The sequence below is a fragment of the Kribbella sp. HUAS MG21 genome (assembly GCF_040254265.1).
Taxonomy (GTDB): domain Bacteria; phylum Actinomycetota; class Actinomycetes; order Propionibacteriales; family Kribbellaceae; genus Kribbella.
This window is the reverse complement of record NZ_CP158165.1, coordinates 5890800-5909678: the sequence shown is the minus strand read 5'-3', so window position 1 is coordinate 5909678 and position 18879 is coordinate 5890800. Positions and strand designations below refer to the sequence as shown.

17 protein-coding genes are annotated in these 18879 nt (G+C 69.5%); 6 read left to right on the top strand and 11 right to left on the bottom strand.

The genetic code is table 11. The annotated features are described in order from the left end of the window. A complete protein-coding gene (locus ABN611_RS28630; RefSeq protein WP_350275346.1) occupies positions 1-780 on the top strand; it encodes a methyltransferase domain-containing protein in 780 nt (259 codons plus the stop codon). On the opposite strand, the gene ABN611_RS28625 is transcribed toward ABN611_RS28630, so the two are convergent. From ABN611_RS28625 to ABN611_RS28600, 6 genes are all read right to left on the bottom strand, one after another. Continuing rightward, positions 777-1664 carry an ABC transporter ATP-binding protein gene (locus ABN611_RS28625; RefSeq protein WP_350275345.1) on the bottom strand — a complete coding sequence of 296 codons (888 nt, stop codon included), beginning with the start codon at positions 1662-1664 and terminating at the stop codon, positions 777-779. The genes ABN611_RS28630 and ABN611_RS28625 overlap by 4 nt on opposite strands. Continuing rightward, the gene (locus ABN611_RS28620; RefSeq protein WP_350275344.1) at positions 1661-2470 is read right to left on the bottom strand and encodes an ABC transporter ATP-binding protein; all 810 of its coding nucleotides are present in this window, start codon (positions 2468-2470) and stop codon (positions 1661-1663) included. The genes ABN611_RS28625 and ABN611_RS28620 overlap by 4 nt, the downstream gene beginning before the upstream one ends. Continuing rightward, the gene (locus ABN611_RS28615; RefSeq protein WP_350275343.1) at positions 2463-3338 is read right to left on the bottom strand and encodes an ABC transporter permease; all 876 of its coding nucleotides are present in this window, start codon (positions 3336-3338) and stop codon (positions 2463-2465) included. Before ABN611_RS28615 ends, ABN611_RS28620 begins: the two co-directional genes overlap by 8 nt. Positions 3339-3343: 5 nt before the next feature. Next, entirely contained in the window at positions 3344-4438 is a 1095-nt protein-coding gene (locus tag ABN611_RS28610; protein WP_350275342.1) for an ABC transporter permease, read from the bottom strand. Next, entirely contained in the window at positions 4435-6267 is a 1833-nt protein-coding gene (locus ABN611_RS28605; protein WP_350275341.1) for an ABC transporter substrate-binding protein, read from the bottom strand. The genes ABN611_RS28610 and ABN611_RS28605 overlap by 4 nt, the downstream gene beginning before the upstream one ends. A 265-nt stretch (positions 6268-6532) precedes the next feature. After that, a complete protein-coding gene (locus ABN611_RS28600) occupies positions 6533-9559 on the bottom strand; it encodes a hypothetical protein (protein ID WP_350275340.1) in 3027 nt (1008 codons plus the stop codon). Between the two features lie 44 nt (positions 9560-9603). On the opposite strand from ABN611_RS28600, the gene ABN611_RS28595 reads away from it, so the two are divergent. Together ABN611_RS28595 and ABN611_RS28590 are read left to right on the top strand one after the other, a co-directional pair. Next, the gene (locus ABN611_RS28595) at positions 9604-10398 is read left to right on the top strand and encodes an SGNH/GDSL hydrolase family protein (protein ID WP_350275339.1); all 795 of its coding nucleotides are present in this window, start codon (positions 9604-9606) and stop codon (positions 10396-10398) included. Beyond that, positions 10395-10985, top strand: coding sequence for a GNAT family N-acetyltransferase (locus ABN611_RS28590; RefSeq protein WP_350275338.1), 591 nt, complete (start codon positions 10395-10397; stop codon positions 10983-10985). The genes ABN611_RS28595 and ABN611_RS28590 overlap by 4 nt, the downstream gene beginning before the upstream one ends. Here ABN611_RS28590 and ABN611_RS28585 read toward each other — a convergent pair. From ABN611_RS28585 to ABN611_RS28575, 3 genes are all read right to left on the bottom strand, one after another. Then, positions 10970-11755: a GNAT family N-acetyltransferase gene (locus tag ABN611_RS28585; RefSeq protein ID WP_350275337.1), complete on the bottom strand. Its 786-nt coding sequence runs from the start codon at positions 11753-11755 to the stop codon at positions 10970-10972. The genes ABN611_RS28590 and ABN611_RS28585 overlap by 16 nt on opposite strands. After that, positions 11752-11943, bottom strand: a complete 192-nt coding sequence (locus tag ABN611_RS28580) for a hypothetical protein (protein WP_350275336.1) — start codon at positions 11941-11943, stop codon at positions 11752-11754. The genes ABN611_RS28585 and ABN611_RS28580 overlap by 4 nt, the downstream gene beginning before the upstream one ends. Before the next feature lie 169 nt (positions 11944-12112). Then, entirely contained in the window at positions 12113-12604 is a 492-nt protein-coding gene (locus tag ABN611_RS28575) for a MarR family transcriptional regulator (protein WP_350275335.1), read from the bottom strand. A gap of 67 nt (positions 12605-12671) precedes the next feature. Between ABN611_RS28575 and ABN611_RS28570 the strand changes: the two genes are divergently transcribed. The 3 genes from ABN611_RS28570 to ABN611_RS28560 all read left to right on the top strand — a co-directional run bounded on the left by ABN611_RS28570 (position 12672) and on the right by ABN611_RS28560 (position 17814). Beyond that, the gene (locus ABN611_RS28570) at positions 12672-13412 is read left to right on the top strand and encodes a hypothetical protein (RefSeq protein ID WP_350275334.1); all 741 of its coding nucleotides are present in this window, start codon (positions 12672-12674) and stop codon (positions 13410-13412) included. After that, entirely contained in the window at positions 13409-14173 is a 765-nt protein-coding gene (locus ABN611_RS28565) for a tetratricopeptide repeat protein (RefSeq protein ID WP_350275333.1), read from the top strand. Before ABN611_RS28570 ends, ABN611_RS28565 begins: the two co-directional genes overlap by 4 nt. Before the next feature lie 89 nt (positions 14174-14262). After that, positions 14263-17814, top strand: coding sequence for a hypothetical protein (locus tag ABN611_RS28560; protein WP_350275332.1), 3552 nt, complete (start codon positions 14263-14265; stop codon positions 17812-17814). A gap of 46 nt (positions 17815-17860) precedes the next feature. Here ABN611_RS28560 and ABN611_RS28555 read toward each other — a convergent pair whose 3' ends face one another. Together ABN611_RS28555 and ABN611_RS28550 are read right to left on the bottom strand one after the other, a co-directional pair. Then, on the bottom strand, positions 17861-18568 hold the full coding sequence (locus ABN611_RS28555; protein WP_350275331.1) for a DUF2071 domain-containing protein: 708 nt from the start codon (positions 18566-18568) through the stop codon (positions 17861-17863). Next, complete coding sequence (locus ABN611_RS28550) at positions 18565-18876, bottom strand: hypothetical protein (RefSeq protein ID WP_350275330.1); 312 nt, start codon at positions 18874-18876, stop codon at positions 18565-18567. Before ABN611_RS28550 ends, ABN611_RS28555 begins: the two co-directional genes overlap by 4 nt. Between the last annotated feature and the right edge of the window lie 3 nt (positions 18877-18879).

Below are 18879 nucleotides of genomic sequence, written 5' to 3'. Positions count from 1 at the left end.
ATGAACGACTACATCTTCGACACCGGCAGCGAGCTCGGCCAGGACCACCTCGACCACCTCGGCCGGCTGCTCGACACCCCGACGACCTGGCGCCTGGACCGGCTCGGCCTGACCGCGGACATGCGCTGCCTGGAGCTCGGCGCGGGCAGCGGTTCGATCGCGAACTGGCTCGCCGCTCGCACCCGCGAAGTGGTTGCCGTCGACATCGACACGACCCAGTTGTACGACGTCGCGCCCGGCGTCCAGGTACACCGGTACGACCTGCGTGACGGGCTACCGGTCGACGGACCGTTCGACCTGATCCACGCCCGGCTGCTGCTCCTCCACCTGCCGGAACGCGAGCAGCTCCTCACCCGGCTGGTCGACGCCCTGGCGCCCGGCGGGCACCTGGTGCTCGGCGACATCACCGGCCGGCCGCTCGACGTCGTCGCCGTACCCGATCCGGCCGATCGGGACCTCTGGGAGAAGATCCAGCACCTGTCCCATCACGTGGTCAGCCCGGCCCGCGGCGTCAGCTGGACCTGGGCGCGCGAGACACCGGAACGGATGACGGCCGCGGGCCTGGTCGACGTCGATGTGATGCAGTACTCGCTGACGTCCGCCGGCGGCACCGACGGTTGCCTGCTGCACCGCAACCTCAACCAGCAGGCCGAGCCGCTGCTGCTCGCCGCCGGCGCCACCCAGGACGAACTCACCCGTTACCGCGCACTGATGCTGAACCCGCGCTTCCGGGCGTGGTTCTACGAACTGCTGTACACCAACGCCCGGAAGCCGGCCTAGATGATCGGCGCCTCCGGCTTGGTGGTGTCCGCCGGGGTGTTGTCCTCGACCTGGTCGAGTTCGTCGACGGCGATCCGGCTGGTCCAGCGCAGGTCCGGATCGGGCTGCGGGATCGAGTCGAGCAGCAGCTTGGTGTACGGATGCGACGGCTCGTGCATCACCGTGGAGACCGGGCCGCGTTCGACGATCTGGCCCTTGGTGATGACCATGACCTCGCCGCCGAGGTAGTACACCGTCGACAGGTCGTGGGTGATGAACAGCGTCGTCATCCCGTGCTCGCGCTGGAAGTCGAGCAGGATGTCCAGGAAGTGCTTGCGCACCTGGGCGTCCAGCATCGACACCGGCTCGTCCGCGATGATGAACGACGGCCGCAGCATGTGCACGCGGGCCAGCATGATCCGCTGCCGCTGGCCGCCGGAGAGCTGGTGCGGGTACCGCCCGAGCACGTTCTCCGGCTCCAGCCGCACCGCGCGCAGCGACTCCTCGATCAGCTCGAGGCCCTTCGCGGCGGTGTCCGCGAGCTTGAACTTCTTCACCGCCTTCCAGAGCACCCGGTCCACCCGGTAGAACGGGTTGAAGATCGCGTACGGGTCCTGGAACACCGGCTGCACGTCGCGCCGGTACTCGTCGTACTCGGCCCGGCTGAGCTTGAAGATGTCCTTGCCGCCGTACAGCACCGATCCGGCCGTGGGCTTCTGCAGACCGAGCACGTTCCGCGCGATCGTGCTCTTCCCGCTCCCGCTCTGACCGACCAGGCTGACGATCTGCGGCGGCGACGCGGCCAGGCTGAAGCTCACGTCGTCGACCGCGGTGATGTACCCCTCGGCGACGCCGCGCGCGTGGAATCGTTGCTGTACGCCACGAAGTTCGAGTTCCGACTTCACGATGCCCTCCGTCCCAGCTTCGGGATCGACTCGATCAGCTGCCGGGTGTACGCGTCCCGCGGGTCCTTGAACACCTGCCGTACGTCGCCCACTTCGACGAGCCGGCCCTCGTACATCACCGCGACCCGGTCGGCGAGCTGCGCGTGCACGCCCATGTCGTGCGAGATCACCATCAGCGTGACGCCGAAGTCGGTGCGCAGGTCCGCCAGCGACTGCAGGATCACCCGCTGGATCGTCACGTCCAGCGCGGTGGTGGGCTCGTCCGCGATCACCAGGTCCGGCTCGAGCGCGACCGCGATCGCCATCAGCACGCGCTGCTTCATGCCGCCGGACAGCTCGTGCGGATACATCCGGGCGACCCGCGGCTCCAGGCCGACCTGGCCGAGCAGCCGCGGGATCAGCTCGCCCAGCGAGTCCTTGCGCTCGGGCGCGTGCTCGACGATCACGTCCTTGAACTGGTCCTGGATGCGCATCACCGGATTGAGCGAGCTCATCGAGCCCTGCGGGAGGTACGACAGCGCGCTCCAGCGCAGCACCCGCAGCTCCTCGCCCTGCACCTGCAGCAGGTCCACCGGCGACCGTCCGGCCGGGTGGAACATCGCCGAGCCGCCGGTCACCTTGCCCGGTGCCTTGAGCAACCGGAGCAGCGCGACGGCCAGCGTGCTCTTGCCACTGCCGGATTCGCCGGCGATGCCGAGGATCTCGCCGCGGCGGACGTCGAGGTCGATCCCGCGCACCGCCTGCACATCGCCGCGGTTCGTGGAGTAGGCGACTTCGAGGCCCTTGACCTCGAGAACGTTACTCACCTGCCACTCCCCTCAGCCGCGGGTTGTAGACCTCTTCCAGCCCGATGTTCACCATGTTCAGCGCCGCGAACAGCAGCGTCAGCAGTACGATCGGCACCACGAACATGGGCCACGCGCCGAGCGTCAGCGCGCCGGTGCTGATCGCGTTGAAGATGATCTGCCCGAGGTCGATGACACCGCCCGGCCCGAGCCCGATCACCTCCAGGCCGACCAGCCCGAAGATCGCGCCGAGCGCCGAGGACGCGAACCCGACACCGATGAACGGCAGCAGGTTCGGCAGCAGCTCGGTGACGATGATCTCCAGGTCCCGGGCCTTGCTCACCCGCGCCAGGTCGACGTACGGCCGGGTCCGCAGGCTGAGCACCTGCGACCGGATCGTCTTGGCCGCGAACGGCCAGGAGAAGATCGAGATCATCACGCCGACCTGGAACAGGCTGACGTTCTTCGCGTACGCCGACAGGGCGATCAGCAACGGGAACGTCGGGATCACCAGCAGGATGCCGGTGAACGTCGACAGCACACCGTCGATCCAGCCGCCCTTGTACCCGGCGACGAACGCGACGATCACCCCGACGACCGTGGAGATCAGCCCGGCGATCGCCCCGATCTGCAGCGAGACCGAGAGCGCCTTCACCACCATCGCCAGCACGTCCCGCCCGAACTGGTCGGTGCCGAGCAGATGCCCCGGTCCGGGCACCAGCCACTTCTCGTACGCCGCCAGCTCGATCGGGTCCTTGCCGCCGCCGATCAGTTTCACGATCAGCGGACTGAGCAGGGCCAGCAGCACCATCAGCCCGAGCAGGATCAGCCCGATCGCGAGGCGCCGGCTGTTCCGGATGGTTCGCAGTACCGCGGTCAGAAGTCTCATCGTCATCACTTCCAGTACTTGACCCGCGGGTCAAGAAGCGGGAGCAGGAGGTCGAGGAGCAGGACCGCGGTCAGCACCGAGAAGATCGCGATGTTGGTCACCCCAAGGATCGTGTTGAAGTCGAGCTGCTGGATCGCCGTGACCAGGGTGGTGCCGAGGCCCGGATAGTTGAACAGCTGCTCGACCAGCACGTTGCCGTTGAAGATGAAGCCCAGCGAGATGCCGAACGCGGTGATCTGCGGCAGGTAGCAGTTCCGCAGCGCGTACCGGGTCAGGATCCGCCAGCCCTTCAGGCCCTTCGCCTCGGCGTACACCAGGTAGTCCTCGCCGAGGATCGGCACCATCAGCATCCGGGTGGACAGGATCCAGCTGAACGTCCCGATCAGCACGATCGACAACCCCGGCAGCAGTCCGTACTTGAGCACGCTGCCGATGAAGTCCAGCGATATCCCGGGGTCGATCCGCGAGTCGTACGCCGATCTGGCCGGCAGCACGCCCATCGAGTACGCGAAGATGTAGACCAGGATCAGCGCGACGAAGAAGTACGGCACGTGCGACAGCGCGATCGAGAGGTTGGTCGCGATCCGCGAGCCGAGCTTGCCGCGCCGCCAGCCGGCGATCGCGCCGATCACGACACCGAGGATCCACGCCAGCACGGCGGACAGGCCGAGCAGGCCGATGGTCCAGGGCAACGACCGGAGGATGACGGTCTGCGCCGGCGTCGGGTAGTTGATCAGCGACGGCCCCATGTCGCCGTGCAGCACCAGCTTCTCCATGTACTTCAGGTACTGCGAGAACAGGTTGCCGGTGAGGCCGAACTCCTGCTGGTAGCGGGCGATCAGCTCGGCGCTGGCCTGCTGGTTGTAGATGTAGTTCTGCTGCAGCGTCTGGATCAGGGTGTTGATCGGGTCACCGGGCATCAGCCGGAAGAAGAAGAACGCGATCGTCAGCGCGCCCCACAGCTCGACCAGGTACAGCCCGATCCGGCGGATCGCGTACGCCGCCAGCGGATGCCGCGACAGCCAGGCCCGCACCCCCGACGCGGGTGCGGAGTCCTGGCTCTTGTCGACAGCGACCACCGGCGGGGCTTCCGCCGTCACGCCGGTCCCTTCTGCCCGGTGGCGCTGATCTTGCCGAGCACGAAGATGAAGTGCGGCCACCAGTTCAGCGGCACCTCGTACAGGTTGTCGTCGGTCGGCCAGTCCTTCCAGAACGCGGTGTTGAAGTACTGCGGGTACCCGGTCTGGATCACCGGCAGCAACGGCAGCTTCTGGAAGTAGATCTCCAGCGCCTGCTCGAGCAGCGGCTTGGCCTCCTCGCTCTCCGGGTCCATCCCGGTCAGCTTCCGGACGATCTCGTCGAACGCCGGGTCCTTGAACCGCATCTTGTTCTTGCCCGCGGCGTTCTTGCCGACCGGCTGCGCCTTGCTGCTGTCCCAGTCGGTGTAGAGCTGCGCCGGGTCGATGGCGAAGCCGGCCCAGCTGGAGTCGATGTCGTACTCGCCGCGCTGGAACTTCTCGTCGTGCACGCTGCCGGACAGGCTGCGCAGCGTGGCCGGGACGCCGACCTTGGCGAGATCGGCCTTCAGCACGTTCGCGATCGCGTACTCGGCCTTGTCGACCTGCGCGGGCGTGATGATCTCGAGGTTGATCTCCTTGCCTTTGTACGTGCGCTTGCCGGCCGCGTTCTTCGGCGCGATCTCGTCGAGCAGCTGGGTCGCCTTGTCGAGGTTGTACTCGAACTTGTACTTCTCGGCGAGGCCGTCGTTCTTCCACTTCTCGTTGGTCGGGTAGTCCGCCCACGGGTAGATCGCGGGCGGCACCTTGACGTCCCACACCGACGTCCCGATCTTCTCCCGGTCGAGGCAGTGGTTGATCGCCCAGTGCATCTTCGGCTCCGCCATCACGCCCCGGGCCGGGTCGCAGTTCAGCCACATCACCCGCGGGTTCGGGTCATGGAACTGCGTCGTGACCAGGTTCGGGTAGCCGGTGTTGCTCAGCTGGGTGGCGTGCTGGGTGTCGATCGAGCCGACGTCGAACTCAGCGCGCTCGAAGGCCAGCGACGCCTGGTCGAGCTGCTTCGACGTGCTCTGGAAGACGACGTACTGCGGCTTGACGTCGAGCTTGTCCTTGTTCCAGTAGTTCGGGTCCTTCTCCCAGACGAACATCTTCTGGTTCCGGATCGCCTGCTTCAGCTTGTACGGGCCGGAGCGGACCGGCGGGTTGTCCTTGTACTTCGTGAGGTCCTGCGACTTCCAGATGTGCTCGGGCATGATGTTGTTCGGCGCGCCCGCGATCGCCGCGATGAAGTTGTAGTGGAACCGCGGCGTCGGCTTCAGGAACTTCACCACCGCGGTCTGCGGGTCCGGCACCTCGACGGACTTGACGAACTCCTTCAGCTCGCCGCCGCCGCCGAACAGGTCGGGCCGGTCCTTGAGCGCCATGACGGTGAACCGGAAGTCCTTCGCGCCCAGCGGCTGGCCGTCGTTCCAGTGCGCCTTCGGGTCGAACTTCAGCGTCAGTTCGGTGTGGTCGTCGTTGTACTTGTACTCGGTCGCCAGCCACGGCGTGAGCTTGCCGGTGGCGAAGCTGAGGAAGAACAGCGGCTCGGTGGCCAGTTCCACGCCGGCGCCGCCGGGCGAACCGTTCGGGATCATCCCGTTGAAGCTGTCGAAGACCGTGTACTCGACCTGGCCGACGATCACGGTCTGGTCCCGGGGAACCGGGATGTTGGCCTTGCCGATCTGGATGGACTTGGTGGCGCTGGGCTTGGCGTTGGCCGGCTTGTCCGAGTAGGAGCCGCTGCCGGAGCAGGCGGCCAGGAAGGCGGTCAGCGCGGCGGCACCTCCTCCGATCATGCTGCGACGGGTCAACTGGTACCGGACGACATCTGCGACATCTTCGTACTGCGGGCGCGGCGCGTCATTCATGACGAATGTCACCTCACTTTGCGTTGCGTGGACAGGCCGGTCACGGACCGAGAGGTGCCACGGACTATAAGTACGCCTGACAACGTTGACAAGAGTTCGTTGCCACGTTGGAACCGCGTCGTCATATTCGCTGATCAGTCGATATACCAAGCCATGACAACGTTGCTCGCTCTGTGTGACTCCTCTAGGCGGAAACGCTTCCAACCGCCGTCACGCGGCGTACATCTTCCGCGCCCCGCGGCCGGAATCGGCCAGACGCGGAGATTTAGTCGTAGACGGCGTCGACCAGAAGCTCTACGGAGCGGTCAGGTTCGTTGAGGACCGCGCGGATCACGTGCCGCTGATCCCAGCGACCGGCCGCCCAGGCCAGCGCCTTCGCCAGGCCGTCGAACGTCGCGGCGTGCGGGCCGCCGTCGGCATCGACCCACCACGAGACCTCGACGCCGTCGACGGTGAGCTCCTCGTGCTCCCACCAGACGGCTGGCACCTGCGGCACCAACTCGCGGACGATCGCCGGCACGTCGGCCGCCGTACCGGGGCCATCGATCTTGCCCTCGGCAACTTCCTGGGCGAGCGGTACGTCGAACAGGTCGCTGAGCCCGTCCGCCGCGGCGCCGGACCCGATCACGAACCCGCCGAGGTCCGCGCGCTGCACCCACATCGGCCCGTCGATCACCACCGCGCGGTCCGCGTCGGTCACCCGGGTCACGCCGTCGGTCCCGAGCACCCGGACCTGGGCCGGGGCGTCACCGGGGAACAACGCGAGCGTGCCGAGCCGGGTCCACAGCCGCAGGATCGCGGCCTCGTCGACGTCCCGCTCCGGATCGGCCAGCCGGTCGAGGACGAGCGCGAGCCCGTCCGCGTCCAGGTCGCCGACGTCGCGGACCAGGCCGACCGCCGTACGGACCTCGGGATCGAGGCCGGCGGTCCAGGCGGGCGCCTCGTCGAGGAAGCTCGCGAGCACCGGTTCCGCCTCGGGATCGGCGCGTCCGGCGAGCGGCTCGCCGTCGTCGAGGACGACGTGCTCGCGGATCCACCAGGCGGCGTACGACGGTACGCCGAGCGGCCGGTCGTCCGGGCCGACGACGCGCACCTGAGTGACGAGCGCGCGGCGCAGTTCGGGCTCGGATCCCAGCAGGGCAAGGGTTTTCGGCCAGCTGTCGTCGGTGACCCAGTCGAGGTCCCGGATCGCGAGCAGCTCGCCGACGGTCGCGCCGTACGGCGATCCGCCGGGTGCGACGTCGTACACCCAGTCGTCGATGCCGTCGAGGTCCCGGAGCGCCTCGGGCAGCTGGTCGAGGGCGACCTCGGAGGCGGACACCATGCCGAGGGTCGCGAGGACACCGACAGCTTGCAGCGCCGGCAGGCCGTAGCGAGCGACGAGGTCGTGGGCCACGGGTGCGACCTCGTCGGGGTCGAGGACTGCCTGCGCGTCGGAGCCTTCGATCACCAGCGCGTTCGCGGGGACCAGGTCGCCGTCGGAATCACGCAGTACCAGGTCGGAGAGCCACCACAGGCCGTCGGCCTGCGCCGGGTCGGCGGCGACCAGGCTCAGTACGGCGTGCGCGATCGCGTCCGGGTCGTCCGCGTCGGCGGAGTGCTCGACCGCCGTCCGGACGGCGCTGTCCTCGAGGAGTGAGCGCGCCGTCGCGGGGAGCGCGCCGAGGCGTTCGAGGACCGGGTCGACAGCGGCGGGATGGACGACACGTACGCCGTACTCGCCGAAGGCGGCGAGGGTGTCGAGCGGGAGCTCGGGGCCGGGCAGCAGCAGACCGCGGGCGCCGCGGACGAGCCGGCCGTCGGCGAGCGGGACGGGCAGGGTGCCGAGCGCTTCGCGGATCAGCGGGTCGGTGGTCATGGTGGCGAGGGCGGTGTAGAGGGTGCGCCACCAGTCGGGTGACTCGTGGCCGCCGAGTTGGTCGACCACGTCCGAGAGTTCGAGACGTCGTACTCGCAGGGCGTCGAGGGCCTGGCGGTCCTCGCGGCGGGCGTGGATCAGGCCCGGGACCAGCGGCGCGAGCGCCTCGGCGAAGGTCTCGTCGGCGCCCTCCACCAGCACGGCTTCGCGGGGGCGGAGGACGCTGCCGCCGACGGCGTGCAGGAGAGGTACGTCGGGCAGTACGCCGAGGATCGCGTCGCGCAGCATGCCGTCGAGTGCGCCCGCGGGAAGGCCGGTTGGCACGAGACGCAGCACCGCCTCCCCCGCCGCGGCTCGCGTGCGCAGAAGCTCGCCGTAGGCGGCCGCTGCTTCCTGCACCAGCCAGTCCGTCAGCGGGCCCTTCGCCACATGGCGCCGCGTGGAGTCGAGCGGAAAGGTTGCCAGCAGCAACGCCGGGAGCGAGAGCGGCTCGTCTGTGGGCGTAGGCGCGTGGACAACACCTGCAGAGGCCTCCGGGGACGCATTGCGAGGTAGGGCCCAGACGACGGACCACGTGGGGCGGGTGCGTTCTTCGGTTGGGCGGTCGGCGAGGAGGCGCTCGCGTTCGGCCGTGTCGAAGACGCCGGTGGTGCGGTGGTTGTGCCAGCGGGAGTCGGCGTCCTCCAGGACCCGGTGGGTGTCGTCGGTCTCGATCTCGATGCGTTCGAGGCCGGGCAGGGCGAGCAGCAGGGCGTCGTCCGCCTCGGAGAGAAGCCGGCGGACGAGCTCGACGGCCGCCTCGTCGCGGAGCGGCAGGACGACGGCAGTGTCGTACCCGGCGGGCGGCTCACCTTCAGCCTCGAACGGGAGCCGCAGCACGGGGACATGCCCGTCACGGCGCCGCAGCTCCGTCTCCAGAGACGGCAGCTCGCCGACCGCGGCAGCCGTATCCGCCCGCGAGAAGCGCACACCACCGGTCCGCGACAACACCACCGGCTCATCGGTGACCGCGAGCACGGCCGAAAACCCCACCCCGAACCGCCCCACCGCCGCGCCTGCGCCCCCGCGTGGGGTGGCTTGGGGAGGATTGTCGCCCGATTCGGCCGGGAAATCCTCCCCAACCTCGCCGTCGCGCTTTGCCGAGGCGCGCAGGGTTGCCAGGGACTCGACGCCCTCGGGTGTGAGTGGTGCGCCGGTGTTCGCGACGACGAGGGTGTTGTTGCGGAACTCGTACAAGACGCGACCAGGAACCCCGGCGCGGGAGGCGGCGTCGGCGGCGTTCTGGGCTAGTTCGATGACCAGGCGGTCGGCGTACCCGCCGAGTGCGAGTTCCTCCTCCGCGTTCGCGTCCTCGCGGAACCGCACGGGCGCCGCGCTCCACGCCGTCAGTACCCGCTCGCGAATTCCCGCCGTACCGAACACGTCGTCAGCCACCGGGGAAGTATGCCGCACCGGGCCGGGCATCTATCGTGGTGCGCGTGATCGCTTCCGGCAGTCGGTACGTCGCACTGGGCAGCTCGTTCGCGGCGGGACCGGGGATCAGTCCGATCGTGCACCCGCCGGCCGGCCGCTCGGGCCGCAACTACGCGCACCTGGTCGCGGCCGAGCTCGGCCTCGAACTGGTCGACGTCACGTACTCCGGCGCCACCACGGCGCACGTGCTCGACACCGCGCAGGACGGCGCGCCGCCGCAGCTCGACGCGCTCACCCCGGACACCGCGCTCGTCACGATCACGGTCGGCGGCAACGATCTCGAGTACGTCGGTACGTTCCTGCGCGGAAGCTTCCTCAACACGCTCGCGAAACCCGCGACCATCCTCGGCCGCCGGGTCGCGAACCGGATCCGCGCGCGGGTCAGCTACCTCAAGGACGAGGCGTCGTACCAGACCGTCACCGATTCGCTGACCACCGTCGTCGAACGCGCCCGCGAACGCTCGCCCGAGGCCCGCATCATCCTCGTGGACTACCTGACGCTGGTCGGCCCGGCGACCCGTCCGCGCCTCGACGTACCGCTGAACGAAGAGCAGCTGCCGAGCATCGCGCTGCTGGCCGAAGGCCTCGCCGCCGCCTTCGCCAAGGCAGCCGCCGCGACCGGCGTGGACCTCGTCGCCGCATCCGCCGCGAGCCGGGACCACGCCATCGGCTCGGCCGAGCCATGGACCACCGGCTTCACGCTGCTGCCACCGACGCTCGGCGGTTTTGTCCCGTACCACCCGAACGCGGCTGGGATGCGCGCGGTCGCCGACCTCGTCCTGGAAACCCTGCGCACATGAAGGTTCGCGAGGCCACCGAGGCGGACGTCGACGCAGCCGTCGACACGCTGACCAGTGCCCTCGTCGACTACCCGATGACCCGCGCCTGCCTCGATCCGGACGGGTACCTCGACCGGCTCGCGCGGTACCACCGGCTGTTCCTGACCGGGATCGGGCTGCCGCACGGCCGGGTGTGGGTCACCGACGACGTCAGCGCGGTCGCCGTCTGGCTCCCGCCGGACATGCCGTCCGACGCGTTCGCTCCGCACACCGCGGCGTTCGAGGAGATCGCCGGATCCCGGGCCCCGGTCACCGCGGAGTACGGGCAGGCGATCGGGCTGTTCCATCCCCGCGACCCGGTCTGGCTGCTCGCGCTCGCCGCCGTGCACCCCGACCGGCAACGCCAGGGCCTCGGCCGCGCGGTCATCGCGCCCGGTCTCGCGACCGCGGACGCGGCGCACTCCCCCGCGTTCGTCGAGACCCAGGACCCCGCGAACGTCGGGTTCTACGAGTCCCTGGGCTTCACCGTCATAGCGGAACTGGAGCTGCCGCACCGCGGCCCGATGCACTACGCCCTGTACCGCGCCGCGAGTCAGGCGGGCTTGTAGACGTACGGCGTGGTCGTGGTGACCGCGACGAACCCGAGCCGCTGCAGGATCGGCGAGCTGTCGTCGGACGCGTCGACGTGCAGGTACTTGTACCCGAGCTCCACAGCCCGCGCGGCGCGGACCGCGACCAGCGCCTTGTAAATGCCCTTGCCCCGCCATTCCGCGAGCGTCGAGCCGCCCCACAGCCCGGTGAACTCGGTGCCCTTCTTGTAGACGGCCCACGCGGCGGAGACCACCTGCCCGTCCACCTCGGCGGCGTAGACATCGGCGCCGGCGGCGTGGCGCCGTACCAGGTCGTCGGCCAGCCAGGACCAGTCGTCGTTCCAGACCGTCGACTCCATCGCGGCGATCCGCTCGAAGTCGGCGAGGTCGTGCACCAGGCGGATCGTGACGCCGTCGACCGCGTCCCGCCCGCTGAGCCGCTCGACGATGCCGGCGCTCTCGGCGACGAGGACGGTCTCCTGCTCCTCGGGTTCGAACCCGGCCGCGCGCAGCCGGTCCGGCAGGTCGGCGGGTTTGTCGTGTCCGCGCAGCTTCCACTCGACGGCCTGACCCTTCGCGGCGAAGTAGTCACGCTGGCGGGCGATCAGCGCGTCGATCTCGGCGCTGTCCAGGCCGTCGAGGGTTCGGTAGCTGACGAACCCGCGGCTCGGGTACTCGACCCGGACCACCGGGCCGTCGGTGCTGCTCGGTACGTCGGCGATCTCGCTGGTGCCGCGCAGCTGGTCGTCGTACGCGGCTAGGAGCTGGTTCTTCAAGGCATCGGTCACCCGAGGACTCTGACACGCCGCGCCCAGATCCGCCGCAGATTTTGCAGCGCGGGCGCGCTCGGCACCCGGCGGCCGCGGGTCCGGTTGGTCGGGCGACCGGACCCGGCGGGCGTGCTCAGGCCGTGTTTGTGCTCGCGGTTGTCGTTGGCGAAGTGGCTCAGCGACACCATCAGGTTCAGCGGTTCCATCGGTCCGTCCTCTCTCGGTGCTTTCACCGGGACGTCGGAACTGATCGACGGAACTTGACATGGCTGTACCGAAGAACGGGTAGAGGTCGGCAGACGGTGCCTGACTCACGCCTGCGGAGGTGATCCGCGCCGCGCTGGAGCGGCACCACTACCCGTTCTTCGGTACGGCTCACGCCGTCTCGGTGACCAGGACGAGGCGGCGGAGCAGGTCGTCGAGCCGGGTGCGGTCGGCCGGGGGCAGGTGATGCACCAGCTCCTCCTCGACCCGGAGGATGTCCTCGATGCCGCGCTGCCAGAGGTCGTCGCCCGCGTGGGTGAGGGTGGCGAAGACCTTGCGCCGGTCGTCGCGGTCGTGCGAGCGCTCGATCAGGCCGCGCCGCTCCAGTGCGTCGAGCCGGTTGGTCAGCGCCGCGGCCGACATCCCGAGCTGCTTCGCGAGCGCGCCGGGCGTCGCACGGTACGGCGTACCGCCGCGGCGCAGCATGTGCAGCGTCTTGAACTCCCACAACTGCAGGCCGTACGCCGCCAGCACGGCCTCCCGGCGCCGCTCCAGGTAGCGCGTCAGCACCTGCATCCGCACCGTGATGCCTTCGACATCACGATCCAACGCTGGCAACTGCCCCGCCCACAGCTCGACATGCCCGTCCACGAAATCCTTCATCCGCCCAACCTTTCAGCGACTGAAGGTTAGTTGTCAAATATTTCGACCTCGAAATACCGTCCTCATCATGACCCACCTCCCAACCACCGCCATCACCACCGCCGCCACCCACCTAGCCCTAGCAGGCCAATGGCCCGCCGCAACCGCCCTACTAAACGCCACAACCCCCGAAACCCCGGACGAGCACGCGGTGCTTGCGTTGGCTCGGGCGGAGGTGGCTGTGGATTGGGACTTTGGGCGGGGGACTGACTATGCCTCTGGGGCGATCGCGGGCGTTCCCGGGGGCTCGTGGGAGCTTGAGTTGCTGAGGTTTCGTAAGGACTACTCGGTTGTGCTGTTCCAGGGAGGGGATCGGAAGCTGAAGGAGCGGGCGCGGGCGCTTATCGACACGGCTCCTGACGGCGGCCGACTTGCGGCGGCGCATTTCTGGGTGGGGGCGATGGCTGACAACGTGGACGAGGAGCCGGTTGAAGCCTGTGTGCATTACCGGATCGCGTTGGAGCTTGCCGAGGAGTGTGGGGACGAGTTGTTGATGGCGCAGGCGCTGCGGCATCTCGGGCACCACGCGCACGCGGCCGGCGATCTGGCGCTCGCGCGCTCGCAGTGGGAGCGATCGACCGAGCTGCTGCAGAAGGCCGGCCATCTGCGGCCCGCACTCGCGCAACAGGCCTGCCTCGCGCTGCTGCTCCGTGACGAAGGAGACCTCGCCGGAGCGCGCGCACTGGCGAGCGAAACCAACCGTTGGGCGCGCCAACTAGGTATTCCGTTCATCGTCCAGCAGACCGCCGAATTGATGGAGTCAGCATGAGCCATGTCGCCGCCACCGACCTCGTCGATGCCGCTGTCCAGTTGATGCGTGCAGGCCAGTGGACCGCGGCCACCGACCTGTTGACAGCTGCCCACACCGACGATCCGGCGGAACGCCGTACCTTGGCGCTGGCACTGGCCGAGGTCGCGGTCGACCAGGACTTCGCGCAGCAGACCGATCACGCCTCGGCGGCGTTGGCCGTCGCCGAGCAGTTGAGCGACGACAGCAGCACGTGGGACCTCGAACTGCTGAAGCTGCGCAAGGACTACGGGACCGCGTTGTTCGGATCCCCGACAGGTGCCGCGGGGCTCGCGGACCGGGCGCGGCGACTGATCGCGCAGGCCCCGGACGATCGGCGGCGTGGAACGGTCAGCTTCTGGGCCGGCGTCATGGCCGACAACCTGCTCAATCGGCCGGACGAGGCGTTCGCCCACTACACCACCGCGCTCGAGCTCGGCGAGAAGACCGACGACAAGCTGCTGACGTCGTACGCGCTGCGGCACCTTGGCGACCACGCGCATACCGCAGGCGACCTCGCCCTCGCCCGGCAGCACTGGGAACGCTCCACCGAGCTACGTCAGCAGGTCGGTCATCTCCTGGGCGCGTTGGCGCAGCAGACTCTGCTCGCCGTACTGCTGCGCGACGAGGGCGACCTCGCCGGAGCCCGGGCGCTCGCAACCGAGGTCAACCGGTGGGCCCGGCAGGTGCCGATTCCCTCGCTCGTCCAGCAAACGGGTGATTTGATGACGCTGAGTTGTTGACAGCTGCTCGTAGTAAGCGCGACTCTCTGCAATGGAGCTGTCACGGCCGGGGGGCCGGGGGTGATGGACAGCCGATACAGGGGGAGTCGATGAGACGAATCAGTCATGCCCGGAAACGGCGCGGGGTGCTCGCGGCCGGGGTCATCGCGATCACGGTTCTCGGGACCGGGGTTGCTCAAGCGCAGCCCACGCAGCAGAGCGGGTCCGCCGCAGCCGCGACGAACGCGACGGCTACCGCGGGCGCGGCAGGCGCGGCAGGCGCGGCGGGAACGGCGGGAACGGCGGGAACGGGCGCGAGTCCGCGATCGGCTGCGGCCAAGATTCCGGATCTCGTTGGTCAGCGGGTCGCGCGGGTTGCGAAGGCTGCCGGCGCCGGCCATCGGCTGGACGCGAAGCAGCGCAAGGCACTGAGCGACGGCCTGCTGGCGGTCGACACGGCGGGGAATCTCGACCTGGAGATCCACGCCGTCGGCCGCGTCGGCGGCAAGGAACGCGCCGAGCTGTCCCGGCTCGGTGCCTCCGTGCTGAACGGCTCCGACCAGTGGGTGAAGCCCCAACGGGTGAAGGCGTTGCCGAACGCCGGGATCTTCCGCGCGCTGGTGCCGTACGACAAGGTGATCGACGTCGCCGCCCTCGGCTGGGTGGCCGCGCTGCGTCCGACCGAGTCGTCGCCACCGGACGCCGGCAGCTTCCTCAGCGAAGGCGTCGCCCTGCACCGCGCCGACGACACGCAGGCCCTCGGGCACGACGGCGGCGGCGTCTCGGTCGGCGTCATCTCCGACGGCGTCTCGAACCTCGCCGCCTCCCAGGCGCTCGGCGACCTGCCGGCCGGGGTGACGAACCTGGACACCGGGTCCGGTGACGAAGGTACGGCGATGCTCGAGATCGTCCACGACCTGGCTCCGGGCGCGGACCTGTTCTTCCACACCACCGGCGGCGGTGTCGCCAACCACGTGGCCGCGCAGAACGACCTGGCAGCGGCCGGCGTGAACATCCTGACCGAGGACATCCCGTTCGACTCCGAGCCGGCGTTCCAGAAGGGCCTCGCAGCGGTCAACGGCGAGGTCCTGGCCGCGTCCGGCATCTGGGTCAGCTCGTCGGCCGGCAACCTGAACGGCACGCACGCCCCACGGGTCGCGGCGACCGGAACCGGCGCCGGGCCGGACGGCGCGGCTCCCGTCGGCTGTGCCGTCGCACCGACGAACACCGTCGCCTTCAACGGTGCGGACACCACATTCGACGTGAACGTCAACCCCGGCGCGACCGTCGGCGCGACGCTGCAGTGGAGCGAGCCGCGCGCGATCTTCCCGACCGCGGGCGCCGGCGGTTTCACCAACCTCGATCTCTACATCCTGAACGCCACCGCCGGGAACTGCCTGGCGACCAGTACGGCGACCCAGGGCGGCGGTTCCGGCGACACGATCGAGCAGGCCTCCTGGACCAACGGCGGCGCCACCGCCGTCACCGTCAAGCTGGCCGTCAACGTGACCGGCTCGACCGGTGCGAAGGCCACTCCGCTCATCGACCTGCGGTGGCGTGGAGCCGGCGCGATCGACGCGACGGGACCTGGCGGTTCGCTGAACCCGGACAGCAACTACACCGACCTCGCCACCTCCGCGGCGGCGGTCAACGGCGGCGCGAACCAGGACCCGGCGACCGTCGGCCTGGAAGGCTTCAGCGGCCAGGGTCCGGTCACGCTTGTGAGCTCGACGGTCTGCACGACGTCGTACCCGTGCCCGGCCTCCGCTCCCCCGGGCAGCAACCAAAGCGTCGCCGGTGGCGCGGGCCGGACCGCGACCGCGCCGACGTACGCAGCGGCCGACGGTGTGTCGGTGAGCGGTGTCGGTGACTTCGGTGCCGGCAACTGCCCGGCCACGGCGCAAGGCGAATGCCGATTCTTCGGTACGTCGGCCGCGACGCCGAGTGCCGCGGGTGTCGCCGCACTCGTCCTCGATGCGGCGGGCGGTCCTGGATCGCTGACGCCGTCCGCGCTGACATCCGTGCTCGCGGCCAACGCCACGGATCGCGGCGCACCCGGAATCGACAACGCGTTCGGCGCCGGTGTCCTCGACGCCTATTCGGCTGCCACCGCTCGCGCGGATCTGGTGGTGGCGAAGAACTGTCTGCCGGACGGTCCGGCGGCTGCCGGTACGGCGTACCCGTGCAGCATCACGGTGACGAACAACGGGCCGGCGATCGCCCGCGCGGTCACGCTGACCGACACCGTCAGCTCGAGCGGGACGTTCCAGCTGTCCACGACGTCGATCGGCTGCACGGCTCCGGCCGGCGACCAGTCCGGCGCCGCGGTGGCCAGTTGCACGCTCGGGGACCTGGAATCGGGTGAGCAGGTGATGGTCGTGATCCGCGAGCGCGGGAACGAGGCCCAGGACATCGCCGACACCGCGAAGGCTTCCGCCGGGACGGTGGATCCGAACCTCGCCAACAACTCGGCGTCCGACACGCTGCACATCGTCGCCTCGGCCGACCTGAGCGTCGACAAGAGCGCTCCGGCGACCGCGACGGCGGGCGGCCAGATCACCTGGACGACGGCCGTCGACAACCTGGGCCCGTCGACGGCGACCGGGGTGACGGTCCGCGACGTCCTGCCCGCGCAGGTCACCGTGGACTCCGTCAGCGGAACCGGCGGGGCGACCTGCACCGCGGGCGTACCGGGTAATGCCGCGCAGCCCACCACGTGCTCGTTCGGCAACCTGGCGCCCGGCGCGGGCCGCACGATGACGGTCGTCGCCACGATCGATCCGTCGTACGCCGGTGCCATGCACAACGACACGACGGTCACGGCGACGACCGCAGATCCGGACCTGGCGGACAACACCGACACCGTCACCACGCAGGTCGGTGCGCAGGCGGACCTGTCGGTGACGTCGACCGACAGCCCGGACCCGGTGCTCGCGGGCCGGCCACTGACGTACACGGTCAAGGTCGCGAACGCCGGGCCGTCGACCGCGAAGGGCGTCAAGCTCGTCGACGAACTGCCGGGGTCCGTGGACTTCACCTCGGCGACCATCACCACCGGGTCCGGCAGTTGCGTGCTGGTGACGATCCCGGTCGACCCGCCGTCGAAGCAGGTCGAGTGTGAGCTCGGGACGATGGCGCCGGGCAGCGGGCCGACGACCGTCGTGATCGCGACCAAGGTGCAGTCCGGTACGCCGGCCGGGGTGATCGCCGACCACGCGACGGTGACGGCGACGACCGCGGATCCGGTCGCCGCGAACAACACGGCGTCCGCGTCGACGACCGTCGGTACGGCGGCCGATCTCGGGCTGACGTTGGTCGCGGACCAGGACGTCTACAAGCCGTCGTCGACGATCGTCTACACGGCAACGGTCGGCAACGCGGGTCCGTCGGACGCGCAGTCCCCGACGGTGACGGTCGCGCTGCCGGACATCAAGCAGGCCGTGTACGTCTTCGACACCGCCAACTGCACGCAGGCCGGGCAGACCCTCACCTGCGTCCGTCCAACGTCGCTCGCGGCCGGATCGTCCTGGTCCTTCAACGTGCATCTGCTGGTGAAGGGCAACAAGGGCGTGGTTGCCACGTCGGCCGGCGTCACGTCGCCGACCACGGATCCGAACGCGGCGAACAACAACACGTCGTTGTCGGTGAAGATCGGGAAGTAGTCGTAGTACTCCGGTGCGCCACGGATCGTGGCGCACCGGAGCCCGGTCAGCCGAGTGGTACGGCGAACTCGGCTGGGACGCCGGCGCTGAACGCTACGTGGTCCGGCTCGCGGTCCGGTGGCGTGAGGCCGACGGATCGCAGTAGGCCGTCGGTGTCGAGGGCTGTGAGGGTCGCCGTGTGGAGGATCCACGGCGGGTGGCGGTTCGGGAGGTACCAGGTGCGGCCGGCGCGGTGGACGTGGAGGCCCCAGCGGGCGGTGAGGTACTCCTCGAGCGGTCCCGGGGTGATCCGCTCCCCCAGTTCGACGCCGACGAGTGATTCCGCGCCGGAGCGTCGTACGGTCGAGGTGTAGGTGTGGTGCGCGCCGTTGCGCTCGTGGCACATCCGGGCCCAGCGGTACGGGAGGCCGAAGGCGGTGCGGCCGGTCAGCACCATGGCCAGGCGATTCGCGTCGAGGCTGAGGAAGAAGACGCCACGCCGGCCTTGCTCGTCGACGGAGTACAACCGGATGTTCGTCTCCAGAGACGAGCCGAAGTACGGAACACCCGGCCCATACGGCAGTCCGGTGCCGACCATCCGGAACGGCACCAGCCCGACGTAGGTCCGCCCCTCGAAGGTGTCGGGCCGCGTCCCGGGCGGGAAGAAATGCTGCAGCTCTCGCGGCTCGAAGGCCCAGTGCACGAACGTCACGTCCAGCCACCGCTGCCGCAGGATCCGCGGCCCCTGCAGCGGCGGAGGCTCAGGCCAGCTCACTCGGCCGCCGGACGAACCTCGCACGTCGGCCTGCCGTCGTTCAGTTCACACACCACGTACACCGTCCCGCCCGTCTCCGCGGGCTTCCACGGCATCACCGCGTCACCGGCGAGCAACGCGTCGAGCGTCTGCAGCTCCGGGTCCCGCTGCTCGGCGTGGTGCCGGTACCCAGCCGCACCCAACGCCAGCGCGATCGCCATCCCCAGCAGATTCACCTCGGTCGGCTGCTCCGGCACCACGGCGTCCTCACCAGGCTCCAGCCTGATCCCGTGGTCCGGCACCTCGACGATCCGCGCGACGTACTTCATGGT